The following is a 22,137-nucleotide window of genomic DNA, read 5'->3' on the forward strand; positions in this document are numbered from 1 at the left end:
CCAAACCACCTTCGTCCCCCCCGGAGGATTTTTGTGAAAGCCCTTACCATGCCCAAATGGCAACAGTGGCTGATGCTGCTGGCCGTGGGTGCCACGCTCACCGTCAGCTTGGACCAGTGCGAAGCTGGTGGCCCGCGAACCCGCGCCGATCGGATTGCCCGCTATTACGCGGCTCAACGACCCTGGCACGGACCTTACGCCCACACGGGGACAGGTCAACCGTTGGCCCTTGTCGTCCCACCGACTTCGGTGATGCAGAACAGTTGGAGTTGGGGTGTGGCACAGTCAGAGATGACGCCCATCTATCACCAGTTTCATCGCGATTTCAATCCCGGGGCGGCGTACGGCGGATCACCGATCCTGCCGACGCCCCTCTGGCCGAGCCACACCGATCAACTCGGTGTTTATCCGATTCGCGGACCCTGGTAGTGAACCAGCGGCAGTGATGTGAGTTAGGGGTCGGGAGTCTTTCGCGAAGGTTCGTTCAGCTACTTCGCTAAACAGAACTCGCGAAAGACTCCCGACCCCGGCACGATGACGAACTCGTCCGTCAACCCAACAGAGGCGTCCTCGGTCCGCAAGCCGGCCGAGGCTGTTGGAGCGGTGGACCAGTGCATCACTTGTTCTTGTTTTTCTTCTTCCCCTGCTTGGCTTCGCCAGCAGGGCCAGCTTTATTCGCAGTTGGCAACAGCTTGGCCAACTCTGCTTTCACGCTGGCATGCTGGGCTTCGCTGGCCAGATTCTTCCATTCGTGCGGATCAACGTCGTGATCGTACAGTTCTTCGCTGCCGTCGTTGTAGCGAATGTATCTCCATTTTTCCGTGCGCACGGCATGATCGCCGCGAAAGTACGTCGTAATCGCCGGCGTTGACCACTCTGCCTTGGGATCTTTCAGCAAGGGGACGATGTTCGCTCCTTCCACATGCGCAGGCTTCTGCAAATTGCACAGCGCGCAAAGGGTGGGATAGAGGGACATCAGGTCGACTGTCCGCTCGCAAACGGTGCCAGGTTTGGTGACACCCGGGACCGAGATGATCAGCGGGGAACGCGTCGCTTCTTCCCAGAGTGCAAACTTGCGCCAATGTTCTTTCTCGCCCAAGTGCCAACCGTGATCGCTCCAAAGGACGACAATGGTGTTGTCCTTTTTGTCGGAGGCTTCGAGCGCGTCGAGCACTCGGCCCACTTGCACGTCCATGAAGGTGATCGTCGCCAGATATGCCTGGATCGCCTCTTTCCAGCGTCCCGACTGCAGCATGGCAGCATGATCGCCAGCGGGCTTGGCTACTTTCACGCCGTAAGCGGGCAAGTCGTCCAGATCGCCAGCTTTGGTCGGCGGGAGTTCAATCTGGTCGAGCGGGAACATATCGAAGTACTTTTGCGGTACGTTCCAAGGCATGTGTGGCTTATGAAAACCACAAGCCAGAAACAGCGGCTGATCGTGTTTGGCTTGCAAGTGACGCACGGTGAAACTGGCCGTGGCATAGTCGTCCATCTCTTCGTCACGCAGTTGAATGGGCTGGAACTTAATGCCGCCGACGCCGCCATCCTGACCTTTCTCGTTGCCCCTCCGCGTCGCGGGCTGATCTTGCTCCGGCGCGTGCGCATGAAATTCGCTCCAATCGTTTTCCCGTCGATAAGCGTCGTGCGTGATCTTTCCCGCACCAATCACGTGATAGCCATTCTGCTTGAAGTGCAGGGGCAGCGTGACGACATCGGTATTGAGCGGACGCCAATCGGTCCCGTTATCGTAGACGCCGCTGGTTCCCGGGCGACGGCCGGTCACAAGTGCCGCGCGTGACGGATTGCAGATCGGCGCGGCACAATAACTGCGGGTGAACGAAACGCCGCGACTGGCCAGGCGATCGAGGTTTGGCGTCTTGGCCCGCTGATGCCCGAGATAGCCCACCCAGTCGCGCAGATCGTCGATGGCGATGAACAGGACGTTGGGCTGCTTGGCTGGCTCGGCAGCGGTCAAGGGCAGATGAGCAAGTGCGACGAACGTCGCGATCGACAGGCAGACAGCGGAGAGAAATTTGTGCATGAGACACTCCTTAACGAGCCATGACTGGCAATAGCTGACGAGCAGATGTCGTTATGCTATCCGCCCGGTAATCAGCTTGCATCCGAGGTACACACCATGCCCGCGAAAAATGCTGACCTGCACGGCAGTGCCCCTGATAAGTGCGAAGTAGCCCTGCTGATCATCGATATGATCAATGACCTCGAGTTTCCCGAGGGTGAAATGATCTTGCCGCAGGCTTTGAAGGTGGCCAAGCGAATTGCGGCGCTCAAGGCACGCTCCGTGGAAGCGGGCGTGCCGGTCATTTATGTGAACGACAATTTTGGCCGCTGGCGTTCCGATTTCAGTGCCCAAGTTGACCATTGCCTGCACGATGGGGTGCGCGGTGAAAAACTGACCGAACTGCTGCAACCGGGCACAGATGATTACTTCGTGCTCAAGCCGAAGCACTCGGGCTTATACTCCACCTCGCTCGAACTGCTGCTCGACTATCTGCAAGCCCGCACGTTGATTCTCACCGGCATCGCTGGCAACATCTGCGTCCTCTTCACCGCCAACGATGCCTACCAGCGCGACTTTCACTTGCTCGTTCCCGCTGATTGCACCGCCTCGAACACGTGCGCCGAGAACGAAGCCGCCCTGGAACAAATGAAACTTGTATTGAAGGCAGACACGCGCGCAGCGGCGGAGATAGAATTACCAAGGCCGGGGGCTACTGGCACCAAGGCGCAGCACCGTGGGAGTTCTGGACTGGTTGCAGGGAATTGCCTTTTATCCCAACGGGACAACGGCATGTAGCCATGGGTGCAACCCGTGGTAGCGATCAATCCCGTCGTCTCTCCGGGACGAGTTTTCAATTTCATTCTTCCGCGGGTTTCGCTGCGCTCCACCCGTGGCGACAGACAGCGTCCCGCTGGGACGAATGCATTTGAGGCTTGCGGCACCTGTATCACAACTGCACGAAAGAGATCGCTTCGTCGCCATGATTGAATACGCAGCCGAACCGAGTCTTACTCCAGACGAGTTTATCGACGTGCTGCGGCGCTCGACGCTGGCGGAGCGGCGTCCCGTCGATGACCTGCCAACGATTGCTGGCATGCTGCAAAATGCCGGCGTGCTCATCACGGCGCGGTGCGAAGGACAGTTAGTCGGTGTCTCGCGGGCGATTACCGATTTTCATTACTGCACGTATTTGTCTGACCTGGCGGTGGACGAAGCATTTCAGAAGCGCGGAATCGGTAAGGAACTAATCCAACGCACACACGCAGCAGCTGGACTGAATACAACACTGATCCTGCTTTCTGCTCCTGCCGCCCGCAGTTACTACCCGCACATCGGCCTGCAGGCGCACGATTCGTGTTGGCTGATTCCACGGCGGTCGAGGGGCACATAAGCGCCAAATTGTCGCGGGCCTTGCTCCCTTGGTGACTTTCGCCCCCATCCATCAGCCCGCGCTGATTGACTTTGCCCCCTTAACCCCTACAATGCGGCCAATTGGCTTCCTTTCCCAGACCGCTGATGGATCGCCGGTTTGCCAGCCTGTAAATGTCCCTCCCAGCCTTCACCGCGAACGATGTCGTGGTGACGGGCGTACAACTTACCGCTGTTGTCCTCTTGTTTTTCGTCCCGTGGTGGTTCGGGCAACGTGCCTGGCTACCGACGTTGTTTTCGATCAGGAGTCTGTGCCCATGACCCGTCGTTTGTTTTCCCTGTTCGCTCTGGCTGCCTTGACCCTTTGTGCCACCCCTGTCTTCGCTGCTGAACTCGCTCCCGGCGAGAAGGCCCCTGAATACAAGGGTCTGGTAGGCGTCGATGGCAAGGAATACAGCTTGGCCGATGTGAAGGATGCCAAGGCTGTTGTCGTTTGCTTCACCTGCAATATCTGCCCCGTCTCGGTCGCTTACGAAGACCGCTTCGTCGAGTTCACCAAGAAGTACAAGGACAAGGGCGTGGCGTTCATCGCCATCAATTGCAACACCAAGACCGAAGACCTGGCCGCCATGAAGACCCGCGCTGAAGACAAGGGATTCAACTTCCCCTACGTCTTCGACAAGTCGGGTGCCACCGCCACTCAGTACGGTGCTCGCGTAACGCCTCACCTGTACGTCCTCGATGGCAAGCGTGCAATTCAGTACGTCGGTGCTTTCGACGACAATCAAAAGGCCCCGAGCAAGCACTACGTTGCTGACGCTGTCGACGCTGTTCTCGCCGGCAAGACCGTCGAAACCGCTCAGACCAAGGCCTTCGGCTGCGGTATCCAGAACAAGAAGTAAATACTGCTGCGAGTCGTTCGTTGAGAACCTCAGCGAATGACTCTGCTGCTCCGATTCGCGCTGCCGCTTCAAGCTCAACTTGGGCGGCAGCGTTGTTTCTTGCCCACCTGTTTTATCTGCCTGCGGAGATCCCACCGTGCTGAAGTTTCTCTCGTCGCGCGCTTGTTGCTTGCTGCTGGTCGCAGTTGTGGGCTGCTCCGTTGAATCGAGTAACACAGCGGGGCCGACTGCTGAAGTAACGACGACGCCCGTTGTCGAATCGGCCGCCATTGATCCGGCGACGATTTCCGTGCAAGTCGGCGATGAGAAAGCGCTGGAGGAACTGATCAAGAAGCACAAGGGTCAGGTGATCCTCGTCGACTATTGGGCCACCTGGTGCCACCCGTGCGTCGAAGGCTTTCCGCACACGGTCGATGCCTTTGAAAAATACGAGAAGCAAGGTTTGACGGCAATCGCCGTCTCGTTTGACGACGCCGAAGAAGAACCCAAGGTCCGCAAGTTTCTCGCCGGCCAGCGCGCGCGGTTCGACAACCTGATTTCCAGCTTGCCGCAAGGCTCTGAGAACTTCGAACGATTTGGCATCGAGCAAGTGCCTCACTATCGCCTGTACGACCGCACCGGCAAACTGCGGCACAAATGGGACGCAGCGCCCAAAGACCTCGACGCACAGGTCACTGTACTTCTCGCGGAATAAGTTCGCTGGCGAGCCTCGAAGTTGAGTTGGCTGCGGGCAACGACTCATCCACTCGCAGCAGTTCTTTTCTGCGAGGGGAATGCCATGAATACTGTCGCGGGAGGACCGCGCGCACGTCGGCGCACCAAAGAGTTGGCGTTCATCAGCATCGCGGTCGGCGGGCTGGCGATTGTCGTGGGGGGATTGCTCGCGGCCACTTATCTGCCGGCGCTGTGGGCTTATCACCACTATCAGCCCCAAGAAGGTGATGTCATTTTTCAATCGCTGCCATTTTCCGAATTGGTGAAGGCGATTGAAGGAGCGACAAACTCACCGTATTCGCATTGCGGCATCGTCGCCAAAGAAGATGGCCGCTGGGTGGTGTACGAAGCGCTCACACCCGTTGGGCCGACTCCCCTGCGGGAGTTTATTTTTCGAGGGCGGGACAATGCCTTCGTTGTGAAGCGATTGAAAGCGGACCACCAGCCGCACGTGCCGAAGATGCTAGCGACCGTGCGCAGCTATCGCGGGCGGTTGTACGACCAGCGCTATCGGCTGGATGACAACGCCGAGGCCATTTACTGCAGCGAATTGATTTTTCTCGCCTATCGCGAAGCTACCGGGGGCCAGCCCTTGGGCAAACTCGTCACGCTGGGCAAGCTGAAGTGGCAGCCGTATATCGAGTTGATCGAGCAGATCGAAAAAGGGCCGGCACCGCTCGACCGGCAGATCATCACGCCGCGCGACCTGGCTCGCGCCGAGCAGTTGGAGCGAGTCTATGCGTTTGGATATGGACGCTAGCTGAGAAGGCAAACTTTGAACTTCAAACATTTGCCAAATGTCCCTACACTCCCGCCCTTCGCTCCACGTTCTCTGGCGGGTGTGTACCCATGAAGAAATCTGCGCCCCTCTTCCTGTTTCTGATCGCCCTGTTTGGCGGCGGATACTTTTTTCGCGGGCCGCTGGCCGAGTTCGTCAAGCAACTGCCGCAGGGGAATGGGAGCGTCTATCAAACTTCGACGCAGGTGCCGCCGCCACGCGGCAACGCGTCGATTCGGATCGCTTCGTTCAACATTCAAGTGTTCGGCGATGCCAAGATCAACAACCCGGCGGTGATGCCGATCATCGTCGATGTGCTGAAGAATTTTGATTTGATCGCCATTCAAGAAATTCGTGCCCAGCAGGATGTTTGCCAGCAGTTGGTGGCCATGCTGAATGCGGATGGCAAGTTTCGCTACGACTACGTCGTTGGTCCGCGCCTGGGGCGATCGAGCAGCAAAGAACAATACGCGTATATCTACGATCTGGCCAGTATCGAGATCGATCGAAACCAATTGTATACCGTCAACGATCGGAATGACCTGCTACACCGCGAACCGCTGGTGGGTTGGTTCCGCGCGCGAGGTCCACAGCCCGGCGAAGCATTCACCTTTACATTGGTGAACGTCCACACCGATCCTGATGAAGTGGATCGGGAACTCGATGCGCTCGCAGACGCCTTCATTGCGGTGCGCGACGATCAGCGGCAAGAAGACGACGTTGTCATGCTCGGCGATTTCAATGCCCACAATGCCAAGTTGGGAAGGCTCGGACTGCTGCCTAACTTAGTCTGCGTCGTCAACAACAAGCCAACGAACACTCGTGGCGACAAGCAGTACGATAACATCCTGTTCAGTCGCGTGGCGACAACCGAATTTGTCGGCAGAGGGGGCGTGTTCGATTTTCTGCGCCACTACAACTTAACGCTCGAGCAGGCACTGGAAGTATCCGATCACCTGCCCGTATGGGCCGAATTTAGCGTGTATGAAGGTGGCCGGCCAGCGCACCTGGCAACTGCCCCCAATTCGCCGAAGTTCTAATCGCTGCTGGGCGGTCGGCCTACTTTAGCGCTTGCCGCAGCTTTTCGAGTTGCTTGCGGGCCTCGTCCAGGCGAGCTTGGGCCTGCTTGAGCTGCTCGTTATCGGCAGCGTCTTTGAAGGCTTCTTTCAAGCTGGCTTCGGCGGCTTGAATCGACTTGTCGAGCGCGTCAATCGACTCCAGTTGTGCTTTGTCGGGATTGGGAACTGGGGCTGGAACAGGGACCGGTGCTGCCGGAACCAGATCGAAGGGAATGCCACCGACGGGAATCGGAATTCCCGGAGCACCGGGAGCGGCAGGAAGTGCGGGGACAATGCGACGCGGGGCGATTGCCGGGGCAAGGCCGCCGACGCCGATCGCGCCAAACTTGATCGCCACATCTTTCTGCGCGTACTGTTCGTAGATCTTGTGCGCTTCGGGCTGCTTGGTCTTCAACTCTTCCGCGTTCTTGGCTTCGTACTTCTTGGTCTCTGACTTGCCGTCTTTGGTTTCGGTCACTTCCAGCTGCAGACCCTTCTCCGGATCGTCGACAATTTTCACCTGACGATCTTTATCCTTCACTTCGGTCGTCTTCACACCGTTCTCGATTTTCACGCTCGTTGTGATTCCGCCACCGGCACCACCCACGGCCACTGCTCGGGCGACGGCAATACGCAAACCCACGGGACCAGCGAAGCCGCGAACATTGGCGTTCGGCGTAGCTGGCTGTTGAGGGGGCGTGAGAATTTCGCTGGCGCGGCGCGAAGCGGAGCCGAGGTCCGCTTTGGCCAGGCGTTCGAGGGCTGCCTTGGCGGCGTCTTTGGCGGCGGGGGCACCTTTCTCGAAGTGATTTTTGAGAATGTCAAAGGCCCGCATCGAAGCTTCGCGACTTTCGCCGCTGGTGGCTTTTTCGAGCGCGGGGACTGCCTGCTCCCCAGCTGCGGCGAGTCGCTGCGAAGCATCTTGCCGGGCTGTGAATTCTTCAGCATCAAGCTGCTTGATGAGTTCGGCGATATCGGTGGCCGCGGCGGGCTTATCGGCAGCCGGAGGTGCAGCCTCTTGCGCGTGGCCGGTTGGCAACGTCAGGCAACAAAAACCGCAGCTTAAAGTCAGGCCGAAAAACAGTCGTCGAAAGGGGAGCGACATACATCACCTCTGGCAATGATAAACGGAGAGCGTGGCAGGTCGCACGTATGTTACCGCAGGCGGGCCGTTCTTGCAGCCCAAAAGTGGGTTTTTAGCTCACTCCGGCAAGCGGGATTTGCAAATTTCAGGTGAAGCAACTTCCCCATTGAAGGGCACTGCGTGGTAGTTCGCTCACTCGGCAATGCATCTCCAGGCGACGCTTCGGGGAACTCCACGAACTGACGACGGATGTCACTTGCTGGTCCACCGAAATAAACAACACCCAGCGCGGCGTCGATTGGCAACTAAAAATCGATGACGCTCGCTGCAAACTCAAGTCGGTCGACCCGAAAACTAAGACGTGACAAACCTCTAGGAGCAGTATGCCTAGAACTCTCGGAGTCTAATCCACAGCAGGCGATTACTGGGGCAATTCGCTTGGCTTGTCCGCTGCGAGCATCATTTTTTCCATCACGGTGCGAAATCCCAAGCTGGCAAACGCCTCCCGTGCCTGCTCATTAAACGCCCATATATCCAAATCGATCCAGTTTGCGCCGCGCGCTTCGGCTTCGCGTTTCAACTCGGCAAGAAGTAACCGGGCAATTCCCTGGCGGCGGAAGCGAGGCGATACCATGATCCCGGCCAGATAGCAGATGCGGTGGGGCACCAGGCACCAACTTTCTTCGCGATCCCGAAACTCGGCACTGAGAAACGCCACAGGCCGATCCTCTTCCGCCACGAGCCAATAGGACGAGGGTGATTGAATCATGGCCGCGACGGCGCGCTCCATTGTTTCGGCAGGGGTATCACGCCTGAACCTGTCGGGGAAGGCCTGTGCGTGCATCTCCTGCATGCCCTGATTCAATGCCGCCAGCGCCGGCGCATCGGAAACGGTCGCCTTGCGAATCTTCATACGCATTCTCGCCAACTGCCGCGCGGGTATCACCTGACTCAGTATCGACTGCGGGGCGTGATGAATCCATGACTCCGACATTAGTGGTTCATCACGCCGAGGAGTTAGGCTTGGTGAATTCTCTGAAATTGGTCAGATTACTGAGAACCAAGGAGGTGTTCTCATGCGTCTCCGGGCACCGCTTCGGCGAACGCCACGAACTGCAGTTTTCAGTCACTCGGTTTGCAGACCGCGAACGCAATGTCGGCCGAATACTACGAACGATTTGGCTTGGTGCGCTGCAGCGCTGAGGCAATCGGTCATGTGCTGAAGAGCGTGGGGATAAATCCTCGCTGGAAGCCAATCCCGACGGCTGGCTATAATTGCGGGCGGAGGATCCCTGACGATGGTCGACTTTAATAGTGTGCTTGCCAGTGCCCAGCAACTGACCGAAGAAGAGCGTGTACGGCTCATCGATGCGTTGTGCGAAACGCTGCCGGAAGAACCAGGATCTGAATTGCATCCTGAATGGAAAGAAGAGCTGGAACGCCGAGTTGCAGCGATTGAGGATGGAACCGCAACTTTGATTCCGTGGGAAACGGTGCGCGACGAAGCCCTTGAACGCTTGAAACGCTCCCATGATCGTTAAGTTCGACTCAGCCGCAAAGGCAGAATTCGACGAAACGCTCTTGTGGTACGGGCAGCAAAGTTTTGAAGCTGCACTCAGGTTTTCGGCGGAGATTGATGCCGCGATTCGGAAAATAGCCGACGAACCAAAGCGATTCTCCAGAACACTCGCAAAGTGTCAACGCTGCGAACTGATTCGATTCCCATACAGCGTTATCTTTTTCGCCATTGCTGGAAAGATTCGCATCGTTGCGATCGCTCACCACAAGCGGCGGCCAGGATACTGGCGTCGCCGCGTCTAAATTCATATTGATCTTCTACAGCGTCTTTCCCAGTGCCGTCGCCACCGTCCGGCAGCGAGACATGGTCTCGTCGAACTGTTTGAAGTTCAGCGATTGGTAGCCATCGCTGAGCGCCCGTTCGGGATCGGGGTGTACTTCGAGAATCAGTCCATCCGCACCGGCGGCGATGGAAGCGACCGCCATGTCGGGCACCAGATAGGTGTGGCCAGTTCCGTGGCTGGGGTCGACCACGACGGGCAAGTGCGTCTTGTGATGCAGGTACGGGACCGAAGCCAGCGGCAACGTGAACCGCGTATGTGCTTCGAAGGTGCGAATGCCGCGCTCGCAGAGCATTACGTTCGGATTGCCTTCGTTGAGGATGTATTCGGCGGCCAGGAGGAACTCTTCCATTGTGGCCGAGGGACCGCGCTTGAGAAGCACCGGCTTGTTGGCCTTGCCCACTGCTTCGAGCAGGCGGTAGTTCTGCATGTTGCGAGCGCCGATTTGCAGCACGTCGGCATACGAGGCCACCAGCGGCACTTCTTCGGTCGACATGATCTCGGTCACAATCGCCAGCCCGGTTTGCTCGCGAGCTAGGGCCAGCAACTTCAACCCTTCTTCTTTCATCCCTTGAAAGGCATACGGACTGGTTCGCGGCTTGTAGGCACCACCGCGGAGCGAAGTGGCACCGGCCGCTTTCACGGCATGGGCACAGGCGAGAATCTGCTCTTTGCTCTCGACCGAACAAGGGCCGGCCATAATGCCGATCGAACCGGCACCCACCTTCAAGTTCAGCGCGCGAATTTGAGTGGAGTCTTTCTTCACTTCGCGGCTGGCCACTTTGTAAGGAGCCAGAATCGGCATCACCGACTCGACACCTGGTCCGCTGGCGAGAGCCTCTTTCATTTCGGTTCGCTTTTCGCCGATGGCCGCAATCACGGTTCGTTCGGTGCCGGTGATGGGGTGGGCTTTCAGGCCAAAGGATTCGACCCGTTCAATCATGTGTTTGATTTGCTCGGGGGTGGCCCCTTGTTCCATGACAATGATCATCGAAAACAGCTCCGGCAGAGAGGGAATGTGGTAGTCAATCGCTGCAGCCAAAGGTTGCAGTTGTTGGTGAATCGATTCCAAGGTGACACGAATTTCGCTACGGCGATTTTCTCGCGGGCGAGCAACAATAGCAGTCATGGCGACAGACTCCGGATGGTCGAAGGCATTCCCCTCACAGACTCAACCGGAAAATATCGCCCTAGCCAACAAAAAAGCCCCGAGCGACCGGCTGGTCCCTCGGGGCTTTGAGATGGTTTTGCTACTGAACGAGCTTTTACGCAGTCTCCGCGGCCCCGGGGATGAACCCGGTAAAATAAAACCGCCAATATCCGCGCACGAACTTGTTCATAAGCGGCATTATCGTCCTCGGATTCCGCTTTTCAAGAGTGAGACGGAAATTTTCTCGGAAGAAAGCCGTTTTTTGAATCGCTGCGGTGAAGGAACGTGCTGGTTTCGCGATTGGGTCACGAAAGTGATCTGCCGTCCGCAAAGTGGACTTCACAAGATATGATAAGAGGCTGAGGCGGAGGGAACCACGCTCGTACGAGCTCCAGTTGGTGCGGTGCGGGCAGCTTGCAGGGAGAGGTTAGTCAGCAATGACGCAGTACGATGTCGATGTGCTGGTAATTGGCACGGGTCCCGGCGGTGAAGGGGCGGCCATGCAGGCAGTCAAGCAAGGCCTGCGGACTGCTGTCGTCGAACGCTTTCATCGCGTAGGGGGCGGCTGCACGCACTGGGGAACGATTCCCAGCAAGGCGCTGCGATTTGCGATTTTTCAGTTGCTCGAGGTGAACAGCAATCGCCTGCTGCGCGATGCGGGTTACAACCTCGAGCTGACGTTTCCGCAACTGCGCCGCTCTGCGGAAAATGTCATTCAGTTGCAAGAAGACATGCGCCGCGGATTTTACGACAAGAACGATGCCCGCCTGATTCACGGCGAAGCCAAGTTCATCGATCCACACACGGTCGAAATCAGCGATGCCCGCGGGCTCGTCGAAAAGATCACTGCCGCGCATGTCGTCCTGGCCGTGGGTGCCCGGCCGTATCGGCCACCAGATATCGATTTCAAGCATCCGCGCATCTTCGATAGCGATACCATTCTCAACCTGCCAGCCACACCCAAGACCATTACCGTGTATGGCGCGGGAGTGGTGGGCTGCGAGTATGCGTCGATGTTTCGCAACCTCGGTTGCAAGATCAACCTGGTCAACACGCGGCAGCAGTTGCTGGAGTTTCTCGACGATGAAATCTGCGACGCGCTCAGTTATCATCTGCGCGAAACGGGCGTGCTGATTCGCCACGGCGAAGCTTACGAGAAGGTCGAAGGACTGAGCGACGGCGTGGTGCTGCATCTTAAGAGTGGCAAAAAGCTGAAGACCGATATCCTGCTCTGGGCCAACGGCCGCACGGGCAACACCGACCGACTGGGGCTCGAAAGTGTCGGGCTCAAGGCCGACTCGCGCGGGCAACTGGCCGTCGACGAGTCGTACCGCACCTCGACTCCCAACATCTACGCGGTCGGCGACGTCACCGGTTATCCGGCTCTCGCGAGCGCAGCCTATATGCAAGGGCGCGCGGCGGTGCTGCACATCAACGGCGACGAATGCGCCAGCCTATTAGCGAAAGACATTCCCACGGGCATTTACACTAGCCCGGAAATCAGCTCGATCGGCAAGAGCGAGCGAGAACTAACGACCGAAGGAGTGCCTTACGAAGTGGGGCATGCCCAGTTCAAGAGCCTGGCCCGCGCCCAGATCACGGGTCGCCGCGTCGGCATGCTCAAGCTGCTGTTTCATCGCGAAACGCTGCAAGTCCTCGGTGTCCATTGCTTCGGTGTGAATGCAGCCGAAATTATTCACATCGGCCAGGCGATCATGATGCAGCCCCCGCCCCACAACACGCTGATGTATTTCATTAACACCACGTTCAACTATCCCACGATGGCCGAAGCGTACCGCGTGGCTGCGCTGAATGGCTACAACCGGCTGTTCTAAAGGCAGAAGGCAGAATGAAAGGAAGTCGCTTCAGTCACTCGATTTCCTTGAGCGACTCCTCGGCTTTCTTTTGTTCGGCGGCGATTGCGTCACGCCCGCGAATTTCGCTGCCGGCGAGGACGGCAAACTGGTGCTCGTCTTCGATCTTGTTGGACCGTGCATGTCCGCCGTCGAGTCGGTGATAGGTGCCGCTGCCCGACTCCGCCGCGTACCACAACGATCCCTCAGCATTGCGGTTCAGCAGTTCGCTGATCTGGACATTCGTGAAGGGCGTCTTCTTCTTGTAGTAGATCTGGATGACTCGCTTGGTGGTCGGAGACACTTCCACGAGCAAGCGAATTTCAGGGCTGTGCTGAAAGTGGAGACTTTCGATACCCGAGGCGAACGTTACTGTCTTGGTCGGCTGTCCGTACTTGTCGATGATTTCGTCTCGACTGGCACCCAGCCGGAACACGCTTAGTCTGGGCTTCACCGCTTCGATCGCCTGCGGTACCTCCGCGCCCTGATCCCTTTGCTGAGCCAACGACACACTGCCGAAATCCGTGGCAAGAGTGACGAACAGGACGAAGGCAACCGCCGCGTGCAGGTGCTTCATGGTCATGGGACACAGTACTTTTTTATGAGGATCGACACTGTGGCCGGCTGGATTCTTGACGGCACACCTCGGCCTATTATAGCAACGCCAAACCGCAAAAGGGGGGTGTTGAATTAAGGCGCCCATAGTTGAACAGTGGTGTGCGTTTCTCTCGGGTTTGGCTGGGGGTGAGTGTTTAATTAAGGGACGCGATGTTGGACGTTTAGGTTGAAATTGGTGGCGTTTTTTCGCGGTCCGGTCGGCAAATACCGAAGCCGCTGGCCGAACCTCACTCGGCGAAATCGCCTCTACACCCCTAGAAAGCCGTGTGCTATATTTCAGGTTGTCCGTCGAGGGCGTGTAGCTCAGTTGGGAGAGCGCTGCGTTCGCAATGCAGAGGTCGTGGGTTCAACTCCCATCACGTCCACTATTTCGAAGTCTTGTTCGCGACAGGTTTGGTTGCGAGAGAAGCCTTTTCTGGTTGGCTTCTCAACTACCCTGGGCAATCTTGTCTGGGGCTTAGTGTTAGAAGTTGTCGCCCACGATGAACGCCTTCGTGCGCGGCGGGGTGATAGTGCTTGCTTCGCGCTGCCGAGTTGAAGAATAATGGCCTCTTGCCACTCAGAGGCTGCCCATGACCGATCCAGTCCGTTCTCGTCCGTGGTATCGTTTGCAGTTCAACCTGGGGACATTGCTGTGGCTGATGCTGGTCATCGGGATGGCGATCGCCTGGTGGAACGACCGGCAGCGCTTCGAAGTCCGTTTGCAAAAGTTGGAACAGACATACGCTCCTGCCGCGCAATCGTTGTGGGGTGCAGCAGACATTCTCGGCGCGCCCGATGATCCGACCGGGACCGCTGGCAAATCGTGGTGCCCGCTGGGTTCCAACGGAGCAGATTGGGTAGAGGTCGGTTTCAACCGCGCTGTGGCAGCATCCACCATCGATCTGTACGAGACTTACGCCGTGGGCTGTGTTAAGGAAGTGCTGGTGGTCGACCGTGCGGGTAACGAAACGAGCATCTGGAAAGGAACCGACCCCACCCCAGCTGCGGCGCGAACCGGACTGTTCCGAGTGCCGGTGCCGAAATCGCTTCCAGCGGTCCAGCGAGTGAAGATCCACGTCGATAGCGTCGGCAAGTCACCCTGGCCCTGTCTCGACGCGGTGGGCCTGACAAGCGCAACTGGCAAAACCGTTTGGGCTACCTCGTCCGCGTGCAGCAGTGTCTACGGCAACAGCAGTCTGACTGCCTCCAGTCAGCAAAGTAAGTGGCAGGGGTTTTGGTGAGGTTGATTCCAACAGGCAGGGTGAAGAGGAGCCAGTCGTGCATCGCGAGAATCCACAACTTTGGAATCGCCAATTCTGGCTCGCAGCCCTGTTGGCGGGCTGTAGTACTTCGGCCGAACTGACAGTGGGGCCGACGACCGCGATTGGAACGCAATCAACCGAAGCAGTTGCGGGCAACGCGAAGAGTGCGCAAGGTGACAGCACGAACCAATCTCCGCTCGAAGGTAAGCTCGTTGACCTGAGTTATGCGTTCGATGCCGACACAATCTACTGGCCAACCGAACAGGGGTTTCGCTTCGAAAAAGGGAACAACGGCGTCACTTCCAAAGGCTATTACTACGCCGCCAATCGATTCACGACTGCCGAACATGGTGGAACTCATCTCGACGCGCCGATTCACTTCGCTGCTGACCACGACACAGCCGAGCAAATCGATTTGCAGCGTTTGCTTGGCGAAGCGGCCGTTGTTGATGTGACGGAGCAGTGTCGAGCCAATCCGGACTATCTCATTGGAGTCGCCGATTTGCGCGACTGGGAAGTACGGCACAACCGCCAGTTCGACCAGGTCATCGTGCTGCTGCGCACGGGGTGGAGCAAGCATTGGCCAGACCGATTGAAGTACCTGGGTACCGCAGCCTTTGGGCCGGAGGCTGTCTCGCAGTTGCATTTTCCCGGGCTTGCGCCCGAAGCGGCCAAGTGGCTCGTGGAGCACCGGCAGATCAAGGCGATTGGCATCGACACCGCGAGCATCGATTATGGCCAATCGAGTCAGTTCGAGTCTCACGTAATCTTATGCGGGCACGATGTGCCCATATTCGAAAACGTGATGAATCTCGATCAGCTGCCGGCGGAGAAGTCGCTGGTGATTGCACTGCCCATGAAAATTGCCGGGGGAAGTGGCGGTCCGCTGCGAATGATCGCCATCGTGCGTGAATGAAGAACGAGACAAGCTGTTGAGACTGGTCGGCAATTGCCCGCACGATCGCTACCTTCACTAGAGTTTGCCAGCCCCGGAGTGAATCGCCGGCTACCGCCAAGTGAATCTTTCGCTCGGGCGTGATGCGAGGCCCCTCGCTTGGGCGAAAAGACTTATTGCCGCAGTGCCAGCGCTTTTGGCGGTTCAGATGTTCAGGCGCAGCAATTGATAGCGAACTCTTCAGAGCCGATTTTTAGAGCCGATTTTTAGAGGCAGGCCGCCCATGGCGATGATTGCTGAAGCAGAAGTCCCGCTGGAAATGGCCGATCCGCATCTGGTCCGCGCGCTGCGTGGTTCGGTCGAGAGTGCCCTGATGATGTGTGGTACGCAGGCCCGCTGTGTGGGCGTGTCGATTGTCCCGGGACGTGAAGTGGGCAAGATCACCGGCCTGATCGGTGTGCATGGACGCGTATCAGGCTTCATCACTGTGAACCTGGCCGAGCGCGTTGCCATTCGCGCGGTCGAAGGTCTGCTGCAAGATCGCTTTGGTCAGTTGACGGCACAGGTGGTCGATGGTGCTGGGGAAATCACGAACCTGATCGTCGGCGGCATCAAGTCTTCGCTGGCAGGCACACCTTGGAGTTTCTCGCACATTACGATTCCCTCGGTGATCGTCGGTACGGGCTATCAAATTGCTTATGCCCGCGGCCTGGAATTCGTCTGCGTCACCTTCGAACATGCCGACGAGCAATCGTTGGTGCTCGACGACCGGTTGCTGCAGGTCAGCATCTCGCTGCTGCGGTTGTAGGATCGAACGCCTGCCAAAGAATGCCAGCATCGCCAGCTATTTTTCGCGGTTGATCTTTCGCCACTCTGGCGGTTTTGCTACATCACCGACCGCCTTGCAGGTTTCCAGATCTGCAGGGCCAGATTGTGTTCGTTTTGAGCCTGCCGGTTCTCAGCAAAATACTCATCACCCGCTGAAAGTCGTTCGTTGCTTAAGTCGCCGTTCGCATTTTGGTTTCTATTGCCCGCTGCAGCCCTGCTGCTCGCTGGGTGCCAGATGCCGTATGTGAATCGGCACATCGAAGCAGTGAACTCCGAATATCGCGAACTCGAACAGTACAGCTACGAACTCGAAAAAGAGAACAGCCAGCTGTGCGACGAAGTCGAACAACTGCGCGAGGATAACGAGCGACTGCTACGCGGCGAAAAGCCGCTACGCCGCCCGGGTCCGCTGGGAATCATTCGTTCGCCAGAGAGCAGTTCGCCACGCGGCAGTTCCTCGGGCCGCAGCGGCCCCGATTTAAGCCCGCCGAGCGTCGACATCCCTGCGATCGAAGTACCGGACGCAAGCCCTGCACCGTCGATTCAACCGCCAGCCAGCATGCCGGCACCAGCCCCCACCTTGCCGCCACGAGGAATTCCTCCGGCCAATTTTCGGAGTGGCGCAGCCGGCCGGTCACCGAGCAGCAACGTTTCGTCGCAAAAGCCGGCGGAGAACTCTTTGCCGCTGTTGCCCTCCGCGCCGAAAGCGCCGCGGCACATTCTGGACGATGCACCGCCGGCTCTCGAGCAATCTCAGCCCGCGGAATTGCCACCGCCGCCGGCGCAGCCCTCGCAAGTGGAGCCGGAACCGGTCGATGCGAAGGTAACGCATCTGTTTCTTAATCCGCTCCTGACGCGGGGCGCGAACCTGGATCAAATTCCTGGTGACGACGGTTTATCGCTTGTTTTCGAACCGCGGAATCAGTCAGGACAATTCGTGCCGCACGCCGGCCCCGTTTCGATTGTGGTGCTCGACCCAACCAAGGAGGGCGATGCGGCGAGACTGGCGCGCTGGGATCTCGACGAACAATTGGCCAGCCAGCGAATCAGCCGCAGCAGTTCCGCGCGCGGCATTCATTTGCAATTACCTTGGCCCGGCCGCGTGCCTGAATCGAATCAAGTCAAACTATTCGTCCGCTTCGAAACGGCCGATGGTCGCAAAGTTGAAGCCCAGCACGAACTGCTACTAAATCCTGCGGCTCAAGCCTCGCAGCGTTGGACGCCGCGGCCGGGCGATCGCCCGCGTGCGACGATTACCAGCACGCCCATCGTGAGCAGTCCCGCGGCCGCAGCCAAACCCAAGGCGACCCTGTCTGACGTTAATCCACCGTTGCCAGCCCCGGCAGTGCAGAGCGATTTAACGAAAGTCGCGCCGCCCCCCGCTGCGATGCCTGCACCTGAAATGAGCGCCCTGCCCCAGTCGCAACTGATTCAAGAGCCTGGCTCACAACAGCCGGCAATGGCCAGCAAAGATCAGCCTGGCAGCGAATCTTCTTCGCTCCTGACGCCCCCCCCACCGCGGTCGTCGGCATCTCCCACCGCTCCAGCGCCGGCCACACGCCCCGAGTGGAAGCCGTTTCGTTAGGCCTTCGAGCGAATTTAAATCGCGGGCGAAATCACCACTCTGCCAATGGATGCCGATAGCCGCCAGCCAGGGCTCGGGATAACATTGGGTTGACGGCTCTCTTCTGAATGATTCTTCTTGATTTCGCCCGGGCCACCGTTTGGTTTGATGACCGCGTGGCGCGGGGCGGGGCAAATCGGCCAGAAGGAAGAGGCTGCAGCAATAGAAAGTACTTTCGCTGTGACTATCGCCCGCATCACGACCGAACAGCAGCAGCAATTGATCACCCGCCTGGCGCAATTAGTGGCCGAGCGCGCGCGCGAAGAAGTGCAGATTCACGAGCGGCATCAGACTCGGCTGGCAGCCATTTTTCAGCGGTACGAACAGCAGCGGAATCAGTTGATTGCGCAGTTCGAGAACCGGCACGCAACGCGAATTGGTGATTTCAGATCGGAGCGAGATTCGCTCCTGCTGAAGTATGAGACCGCGGGACAAAAAGTCCTAGTCGAGGAAGATCGCTTTCAACAAAAAGAGAGGGCGCAGCACACCGAGGCGATCGAAGATGCTCGCAACTTGCTGCAGCATCGGCGCGACCAGATCCAGGCGAGCTTTAAAGAAGCCGAGGTCATTCCCAAGGTGGAGTTGGGCCGCTTCAAGCAGCAGGCCGATCAGGTGGAAGTGCAGATCACGGCCATCGTGAACGATGCCCAAGCCGTCGTGCGACGCCGCTGTGCATGGCCCGAACAGTTTCCGCCCCTGCCCACGGTTCCCGAGAATTTGCCGAAGCATTCGTACTTCGAACGGATTGCGGGGAGCTTGTCGTACGCGGGGAGCAAGTCGTACGAACTGAAGCAGGAGCGGGTCGCGAAGTTTTTGGAAGATGGCTGGCCGTTCCTGATCTTCCTGTTTTCACTCGTGCTGTTTCTGGCGATCGTGCTCGGGCTGTGGCTGTGGTCGATCATCACCGGTACTGCGCTGGTGGCGTCGTTAGCGGTGGCGATCATCCTGCCGATCGTGCTGTCGATTGGCACGCTGCAGGTGCTCAAGCCGATTGCCCGGCGACATGCCGAGCGCTTGACGGGCGAATTTCAACTGGCGATTTCCGAAGCCCGGTCGTTCGTGCAAGCAGCGCTCCGTTCGGCCCAGGCAGAAGCCGAGCGTCAACTGCGGCAGTTGACCGAGCGGCGGGACGACAACATGGAAGCGGCCTATGCCGAGTGGGAACGAACGCACGAAGCGGAAATTTCTCGCAATCGCAAAGTCACGCAGCAGGCGTCGGTCGAGTATCGGGGCAAGCGGACTTCGATTGAGGAACAGCACGAAGGGAGCCTGCTCACTATCGAGCAGCAGGCTCCGCCGGAGATCGACCGGCTGGAGGAAGATTTCCAGCGGCAGCTTGTCGAACTGAGCGAATCGTTTCGGCATGATCGGACGGCTGAGTTGCAATCGTTCGCCCAACAGTGGCAAGATCTGGCTGCGCGCTGGAAACAAGGGTTGGCTCATTTCGAACAAGTCCTGGGCGAAATGAATGAGTATTGCGACGACCGCTTTCCCAGTTGGGACAAGCTGATCGCCGACGAGAAGTTCCAGGCGACCGCGACCACGGCTCAGCCCGGCAGCGATCTCGCTGCCCTGCGATTCGGCCGCTATACCTTCGATCCCGCCGCGCTCCCCGGCGGCGTGCCCAACAGCGAAGAGTTCAAGCTGCCCCCTTCGGCCTGCGAGTTTCCCGCCGTCATTTCTTACCCGCAGGTTCCGTCGCTGCTGCTCGAAGCCGAAGGAGACGGCCGCGATGCAGCGGCTAGTGTGCTGCGAAATGTGATGCTGCGAATGCTGACGTCGTTGCCGCCGGGCAAGGTCCGGTTCACGGTCATCGATCCGGTCGGGCTCGGGCAAAATTTCTCGGCCTTCATGCACCTGGCCGATTACGACGAACGGCTGGTGGCCAGTCGCATCTGGACCGAAAGCGCACACATCACGCAGCGGCTCTCTGACCTGACCGAGCACATGGAGAAGGTGATTCAGAAGTATCTGCGCAACGAGTTCGCTTCGATCCAGGAGTACAACCTGCAAGCGGGCGAAGTTGCGGAACCGTATCAGATTCTGGTCATTGCCAATTTCCCCGCCAATTTTTCCGAAGAAGCAGCCCGGCGTCTCGTCAGCATCGCGGCCAGCGGTTCGCGCTGCGGCGTCTATACGCTCATCAGCACCGATCGCCGCCTGAAGCTGCCGCCGAATTTCGACTTGGCTGATCTGGAAGGGATGGCCGCCACGCTGGTGTGGGACGAAGCGACCAAGACGTTCCGCTGGAAACAGCCTGACTTGAACCCGCTGCCATTGCTGATGGAGCAACCTCCGGACGACGAACACCTGACGCAGATGATTCGCACCATCGGTGCGCAAGCAAAAGCGAACGCCCGGGTGGAGGTTCCCTTCGGATCGGCACTGCCGCCGTTTGCGGATTGGTGGTCGCGCGATAGCCGGGAAGAAATTGAAGTTCCGCTCGGTCGAGCAGGCGCGAAGAAGATGCAGTCGATGCGACTGGGGAGGGGAACTTCTCAGCATGTGCTAATTGCCGGTAAGACGGGTTCGGGAAAATCGACGCTGCTGAATGCCCTGATTACGAACCTGGCGATTCACTACTCGCCCAACGAGTTGCAGTTTTATTTGATCGACTTCAAGAAGGGGGTCGAATTCAAAGCGTATGCTGCCCAGCGACTGCCGCACGCTCGCGTCATCGCCATCGAGAGCGAGCGCGAGTTTGGCATGAGCGTGCTGGAACGGCTCGATCAGGAACTTAGGCACCGGGGCGATCTGTTCCGGAAGCATACGGTGCAGGATCTGCGCGGCTATCGGAACGCGAACCCGACGGCTGTCATGCCGCGGATTCTGCTCGTCATCGACGAATTTCAGGAGTTCTTCACTTCGGACGACAAGATCTCGCACAATGCCTCGCTGCTGCTCGACCGGCTGGTGCGCCAGGGCCGTGCGTTTGGTATTCACGTGCTGCTCGGCTCACAAACATTGGCCGGGGCCTATTCGCTGGCGCGAAGTACGCTGGGACAAATGGCCGTCCGTATCGCACTTCAGTGCAGCGAGTCCGATGCTCACTTAATCCTCAGCGAAGACAACAGTGCGGCCCGGCTCCTCAATCGCCCGGGTGAAGCGATCTATAACGATGCCAACGGTCTGCTCGAAGGAAATCATCCGTTCCAAGTCGTGTGGCTCTCGGACCACGAACGCGAAGGATATCTCAAGCAACTGCACGCACTGGCCGAAGAGCGGAACGTCTCGGCTGGATCGCTCACCGTGTTCGAAGGAAACGAAGCTGCAGACCCGCGCGAGAATCGTCAGCTAGTGGAGTTGCTCCAAAATCCTGCTTCTGCTGTCGCCGCTTCGGGCCCGCGCGCTTGGCTGGGGGCTGCCGTAGCCATCAAAGACCCCACCGATGTTGCTTTCCGCCGGCAAGCGGGTGCAAATCTGCTCGTCGTTGGTCAGCAGGAGGAACTGTCGCTCGGCGTGATGGCGAATAGCGTGATCGCGCTGGCGGCTGCCTTGCCGGCGCAGGCACCTGAAACCAGAACGCCCTCGTTCTACATTCTCGATGGCACGCGTCCCGATTCACCTGAAGCGGGCTTTTGGGAGCGGCTCGTTCGCCAGTTGGATTTGTCGGCCAGCGTGGTGAATGTGCGCGACTCCGATGTTGTGATTAAGAAACTGGCCGAAGAAGTCGAGCGCCGCATGGCAGCGGGCGATCAGATCTCGCCGCCGCTGTTTCTCGTCGTCTACGATCTGGCTCGCTTCCGCAAATTAAAGAAGTCGGACGACTTCAGCTTCAACGACGACGAAGGGGGCGGCAGCATTGATAAACAGTTCATCAACCTGCTGCGCGAAGGCCCGGCGGTTGGCGTGCATACGCTCATCTGGAGCGACAACTGCACCAACGTCACGCGCTGGCTCGATCGCAACACGCTCCGCGATCTTGAGTATCGCGTCCTCTTCCAGATGAGCGCCAGCGATTCGAGCCATCTGATGGACAGCCCCGCGGCCAGCAAGCTTGGTCCGCATTTGGCGCTCTTCCATAGTGAAGAACAAGGGATGGCGGAAAAGTTCCGACCCTATGGTTTGCCGACGTCCGAATGGCTGGCCGAGGTGAAGCGGCTGCGCACTTCATAGGCCGTTTGCAAGCGTGAACAATT

The 22,137-nt window shown here is 58.3% G+C and carries 20 protein-coding genes and 1 tRNA gene; 16 read left to right on the forward strand and 5 right to left on the reverse strand.

Translation table 11 applies throughout. The features are described 5' to 3' along the window. The first annotated feature begins 33 nt into the window (after positions 1-33). Positions 34-429 carry a hypothetical protein gene (locus ETAA8_RS09145; RefSeq protein WP_238397715.1) on the forward strand — a complete coding sequence of 132 codons (396 nt, stop codon included), beginning with the start codon at positions 34-36 and terminating at the stop codon, positions 427-429. Between the two features lie 187 nt (positions 430-616). Here ETAA8_RS09145 and ETAA8_RS09150 read toward each other — a convergent pair whose 3' ends face one another. Continuing rightward, complete coding sequence (locus ETAA8_RS09150) at positions 617-2,041, reverse strand: sulfatase (RefSeq protein WP_145087677.1); 1,425 nt, start codon at positions 2,039-2,041, stop codon at positions 617-619. 96 nt (positions 2,042-2,137) lie between these two features. Here ETAA8_RS09150 and ETAA8_RS09155 point away from each other — a divergent pair, with 96 nt between their 5' ends. The 6 genes from ETAA8_RS09155 to ETAA8_RS09180 all read left to right on the forward strand — a co-directional run bounded on the left by ETAA8_RS09155 (position 2,138) and on the right by ETAA8_RS09180 (position 6,825). Next, the gene (locus ETAA8_RS09155; protein WP_145087679.1) at positions 2,138-2,818 is read left to right on the forward strand and encodes a cysteine hydrolase family protein; all 681 of its coding nucleotides are present in this window, start codon (positions 2,138-2,140) and stop codon (positions 2,816-2,818) included. A gap of 184 nt (positions 2,819-3,002) precedes the next feature. Beyond that, complete coding sequence (locus tag ETAA8_RS09160; RefSeq protein WP_145087681.1) at positions 3,003-3,413, forward strand: GNAT family N-acetyltransferase; 411 nt, start codon at positions 3,003-3,005, stop codon at positions 3,411-3,413. A gap of 295 nt (positions 3,414-3,708) precedes the next feature. After that, positions 3,709-4,293: a thioredoxin family protein gene (locus tag ETAA8_RS09165; RefSeq protein ID WP_145087683.1), complete on the forward strand. Its 585-nt coding sequence runs from the start codon at positions 3,709-3,711 to the stop codon at positions 4,291-4,293. Between the two features lie 136 nt (positions 4,294-4,429). Beyond that, complete coding sequence (locus ETAA8_RS09170; protein WP_202921700.1) at positions 4,430-4,987, forward strand: TlpA family protein disulfide reductase; 558 nt, start codon at positions 4,430-4,432, stop codon at positions 4,985-4,987. Positions 4,988-5,071: 84 nt separating this feature from the next. After that, entirely contained in the window at positions 5,072-5,767 is a 696-nt protein-coding gene (locus ETAA8_RS09175) for a YiiX/YebB-like N1pC/P60 family cysteine hydrolase (RefSeq protein WP_145087687.1), read from the forward strand. Between the two features lie 89 nt (positions 5,768-5,856). Beyond that, on the forward strand, positions 5,857-6,825 hold the full coding sequence (locus ETAA8_RS09180) for an endonuclease/exonuclease/phosphatase family protein (RefSeq protein ID WP_145087689.1): 969 nt from the start codon (positions 5,857-5,859) through the stop codon (positions 6,823-6,825). A 19-nt stretch (positions 6,826-6,844) separates the two neighbouring features. On the opposite strand, the gene ETAA8_RS09185 is transcribed toward ETAA8_RS09180, so the two are convergent. Both ETAA8_RS09185 and ETAA8_RS09190 read right to left on the reverse strand, forming a co-directional pair. Then, positions 6,845-7,948, reverse strand: a complete 1,104-nt coding sequence (locus ETAA8_RS09185; RefSeq protein WP_145087691.1) for a hypothetical protein — start codon at positions 7,946-7,948, stop codon at positions 6,845-6,847. 400 nt (positions 7,949-8,348) lie between these two features. Further along, positions 8,349-8,840, reverse strand: coding sequence for a GNAT family N-acetyltransferase (locus ETAA8_RS09190; protein ID WP_202921701.1), 492 nt, complete (start codon positions 8,838-8,840; stop codon positions 8,349-8,351). A 385-nt stretch (positions 8,841-9,225) separates the two neighbouring features. Between ETAA8_RS09190 and ETAA8_RS09195 the strand changes: the two genes are divergently transcribed. Together ETAA8_RS09195 and ETAA8_RS35880 are read left to right on the forward strand one after the other, a co-directional pair. Continuing rightward, positions 9,226-9,468, forward strand: coding sequence for an addiction module protein (locus tag ETAA8_RS09195; protein ID WP_145087695.1), 243 nt, complete (start codon positions 9,226-9,228; stop codon positions 9,466-9,468). Then, positions 9,458-9,748 carry a type II toxin-antitoxin system RelE/ParE family toxin gene (locus ETAA8_RS35880; RefSeq protein ID WP_145087696.1) on the forward strand — a complete coding sequence of 97 codons (291 nt, stop codon included), beginning with the start codon at positions 9,458-9,460 and terminating at the stop codon, positions 9,746-9,748. Before ETAA8_RS09195 ends, ETAA8_RS35880 begins: the two co-directional genes overlap by 11 nt. A 15-nt stretch (positions 9,749-9,763) precedes the next feature. On the opposite strand, the gene aroF is transcribed toward ETAA8_RS35880, so the two are convergent. After that, on the reverse strand, positions 9,764-10,915 hold the full coding sequence (gene aroF, locus ETAA8_RS09205) for a 3-deoxy-7-phosphoheptulonate synthase (protein ID WP_238397717.1): 1,152 nt from the start codon (positions 10,913-10,915) through the stop codon (positions 9,764-9,766). Positions 10,916-11,373: 458 nt separating this feature from the next. On the opposite strand from aroF, the gene sthA reads away from it, so the two are divergent. After that, positions 11,374-12,771 (forward strand): Si-specific NAD(P)(+) transhydrogenase, encoded by a 1,398-nt coding sequence (gene sthA / locus ETAA8_RS09210; protein WP_145087698.1) that lies wholly within the window; start codon positions 11,374-11,376, stop codon positions 12,769-12,771. A 34-nt stretch (positions 12,772-12,805) separates the two neighbouring features. On the opposite strand, the gene ETAA8_RS09215 is transcribed toward sthA, so the two are convergent. After that, a complete protein-coding gene (locus tag ETAA8_RS09215) occupies positions 12,806-13,372 on the reverse strand; it encodes a hypothetical protein (RefSeq protein WP_145087700.1) in 567 nt (188 codons plus the stop codon). 327 nt (positions 13,373-13,699) lie between these two features. On the opposite strand from ETAA8_RS09215, the gene ETAA8_RS09220 reads away from it, so the two are divergent. The 6 genes from ETAA8_RS09220 to ETAA8_RS09245 all read left to right on the forward strand — a co-directional run bounded on the left by ETAA8_RS09220 (position 13,700) and on the right by ETAA8_RS09245 (position 22,114). Beyond that, positions 13,700-13,772: transfer RNA gene (locus ETAA8_RS09220), tRNA-Ala, on the forward strand. 207 nt (positions 13,773-13,979) lie between these two features. Beyond that, complete coding sequence (locus tag ETAA8_RS09225; RefSeq protein WP_145087702.1) at positions 13,980-14,630, forward strand: hypothetical protein; 651 nt, start codon at positions 13,980-13,982, stop codon at positions 14,628-14,630. Between the two features lie 37 nt (positions 14,631-14,667). After that, a complete protein-coding gene (locus ETAA8_RS09230; protein WP_202921702.1) occupies positions 14,668-15,567 on the forward strand; it encodes a cyclase family protein in 900 nt (299 codons plus the stop codon). 262 nt (positions 15,568-15,829) lie between these two features. Further along, positions 15,830-16,354: a chemotaxis protein CheX gene (locus ETAA8_RS09235; RefSeq protein WP_238397718.1), complete on the forward strand. Its 525-nt coding sequence runs from the start codon at positions 15,830-15,832 to the stop codon at positions 16,352-16,354. 186 nt (positions 16,355-16,540) lie between these two features. Beyond that, positions 16,541-17,959: a hypothetical protein gene (locus tag ETAA8_RS09240; RefSeq protein WP_145087704.1), complete on the forward strand. Its 1,419-nt coding sequence runs from the start codon at positions 16,541-16,543 to the stop codon at positions 17,957-17,959. Positions 17,960-18,106: 147 nt separating this feature from the next. Continuing rightward, positions 18,107-22,114 (forward strand): FtsK/SpoIIIE domain-containing protein, encoded by a 4,008-nt coding sequence (locus tag ETAA8_RS09245; protein ID WP_145087706.1) that lies wholly within the window; start codon positions 18,107-18,109, stop codon positions 22,112-22,114. Positions 22,115-22,137: the final 23 nt, after the last annotated feature.

The sequence above is a fragment of the Anatilimnocola aggregata genome (assembly GCF_007747655.1).
GTDB classification, from domain to species: Bacteria; Planctomycetota; Planctomycetia; order Pirellulales; family Pirellulaceae; genus Anatilimnocola; species Anatilimnocola aggregata.

Coding starts and splice junctions, on each gene's coding strand:
- ETAA8_RS09165 (WP_145087683.1), top strand. CDS start 3,709: ATGACCCGTCGTTTGTTTTCCCTGTTCGCTCTGGCTGCCTTGACCCTT.
- ETAA8_RS09245 (WP_145087706.1), top strand. CDS start 18,107: ATGACCGCGTGGCGCGGGGCGGGGCAAATCGGCCAGAAGGAAGAGGCT.
- ETAA8_RS09155 (WP_145087679.1), top strand. CDS start 2,138: ATGCCCGCGAAAAATGCTGACCTGCACGGCAGTGCCCCTGATAAGTGC.
- ETAA8_RS09215 (WP_145087700.1), bottom strand. CDS start 13,372: ATGACCATGAAGCACCTGCACGCGGCGGTTGCCTTCGTCCTGTTCGTC.
- aroF (WP_238397717.1), bottom strand. CDS start 10,915: ATGACTGCTATTGTTGCTCGCCCGCGAGAAAATCGCCGTAGCGAAATT.
- ETAA8_RS09195 (WP_145087695.1), top strand. CDS start 9,226: ATGGTCGACTTTAATAGTGTGCTTGCCAGTGCCCAGCAACTGACCGAA.
- ETAA8_RS09160 (WP_145087681.1), top strand. CDS start 3,003: ATGATTGAATACGCAGCCGAACCGAGTCTTACTCCAGACGAGTTTATC.
- ETAA8_RS09150 (WP_145087677.1), bottom strand. CDS start 2,041: ATGCACAAATTTCTCTCCGCTGTCTGCCTGTCGATCGCGACGTTCGTC.
- ETAA8_RS35880 (WP_145087696.1), top strand. CDS start 9,458: ATGATCGTTAAGTTCGACTCAGCCGCAAAGGCAGAATTCGACGAAACG.
- sthA (WP_145087698.1), top strand. CDS start 11,374: ATGACGCAGTACGATGTCGATGTGCTGGTAATTGGCACGGGTCCCGGC.
- ETAA8_RS09190 (WP_202921701.1), bottom strand. CDS start 8,840: ATGAAGATTCGCAAGGCGACCGTTTCCGATGCGCCGGCGCTGGCGGCA.
- ETAA8_RS09225 (WP_145087702.1), top strand. CDS start 13,980: ATGACCGATCCAGTCCGTTCTCGTCCGTGGTATCGTTTGCAGTTCAAC.
- ETAA8_RS09235 (WP_238397718.1), top strand. CDS start 15,830: ATGGCGATGATTGCTGAAGCAGAAGTCCCGCTGGAAATGGCCGATCCG.
- ETAA8_RS09185 (WP_145087691.1), bottom strand. CDS start 7,948: ATGTCGCTCCCCTTTCGACGACTGTTTTTCGGCCTGACTTTAAGCTGC.
- ETAA8_RS09180 (WP_145087689.1), top strand. CDS start 5,857: ATGAAGAAATCTGCGCCCCTCTTCCTGTTTCTGATCGCCCTGTTTGGC.
- ETAA8_RS09175 (WP_145087687.1), top strand. CDS start 5,072: ATGAATACTGTCGCGGGAGGACCGCGCGCACGTCGGCGCACCAAAGAG.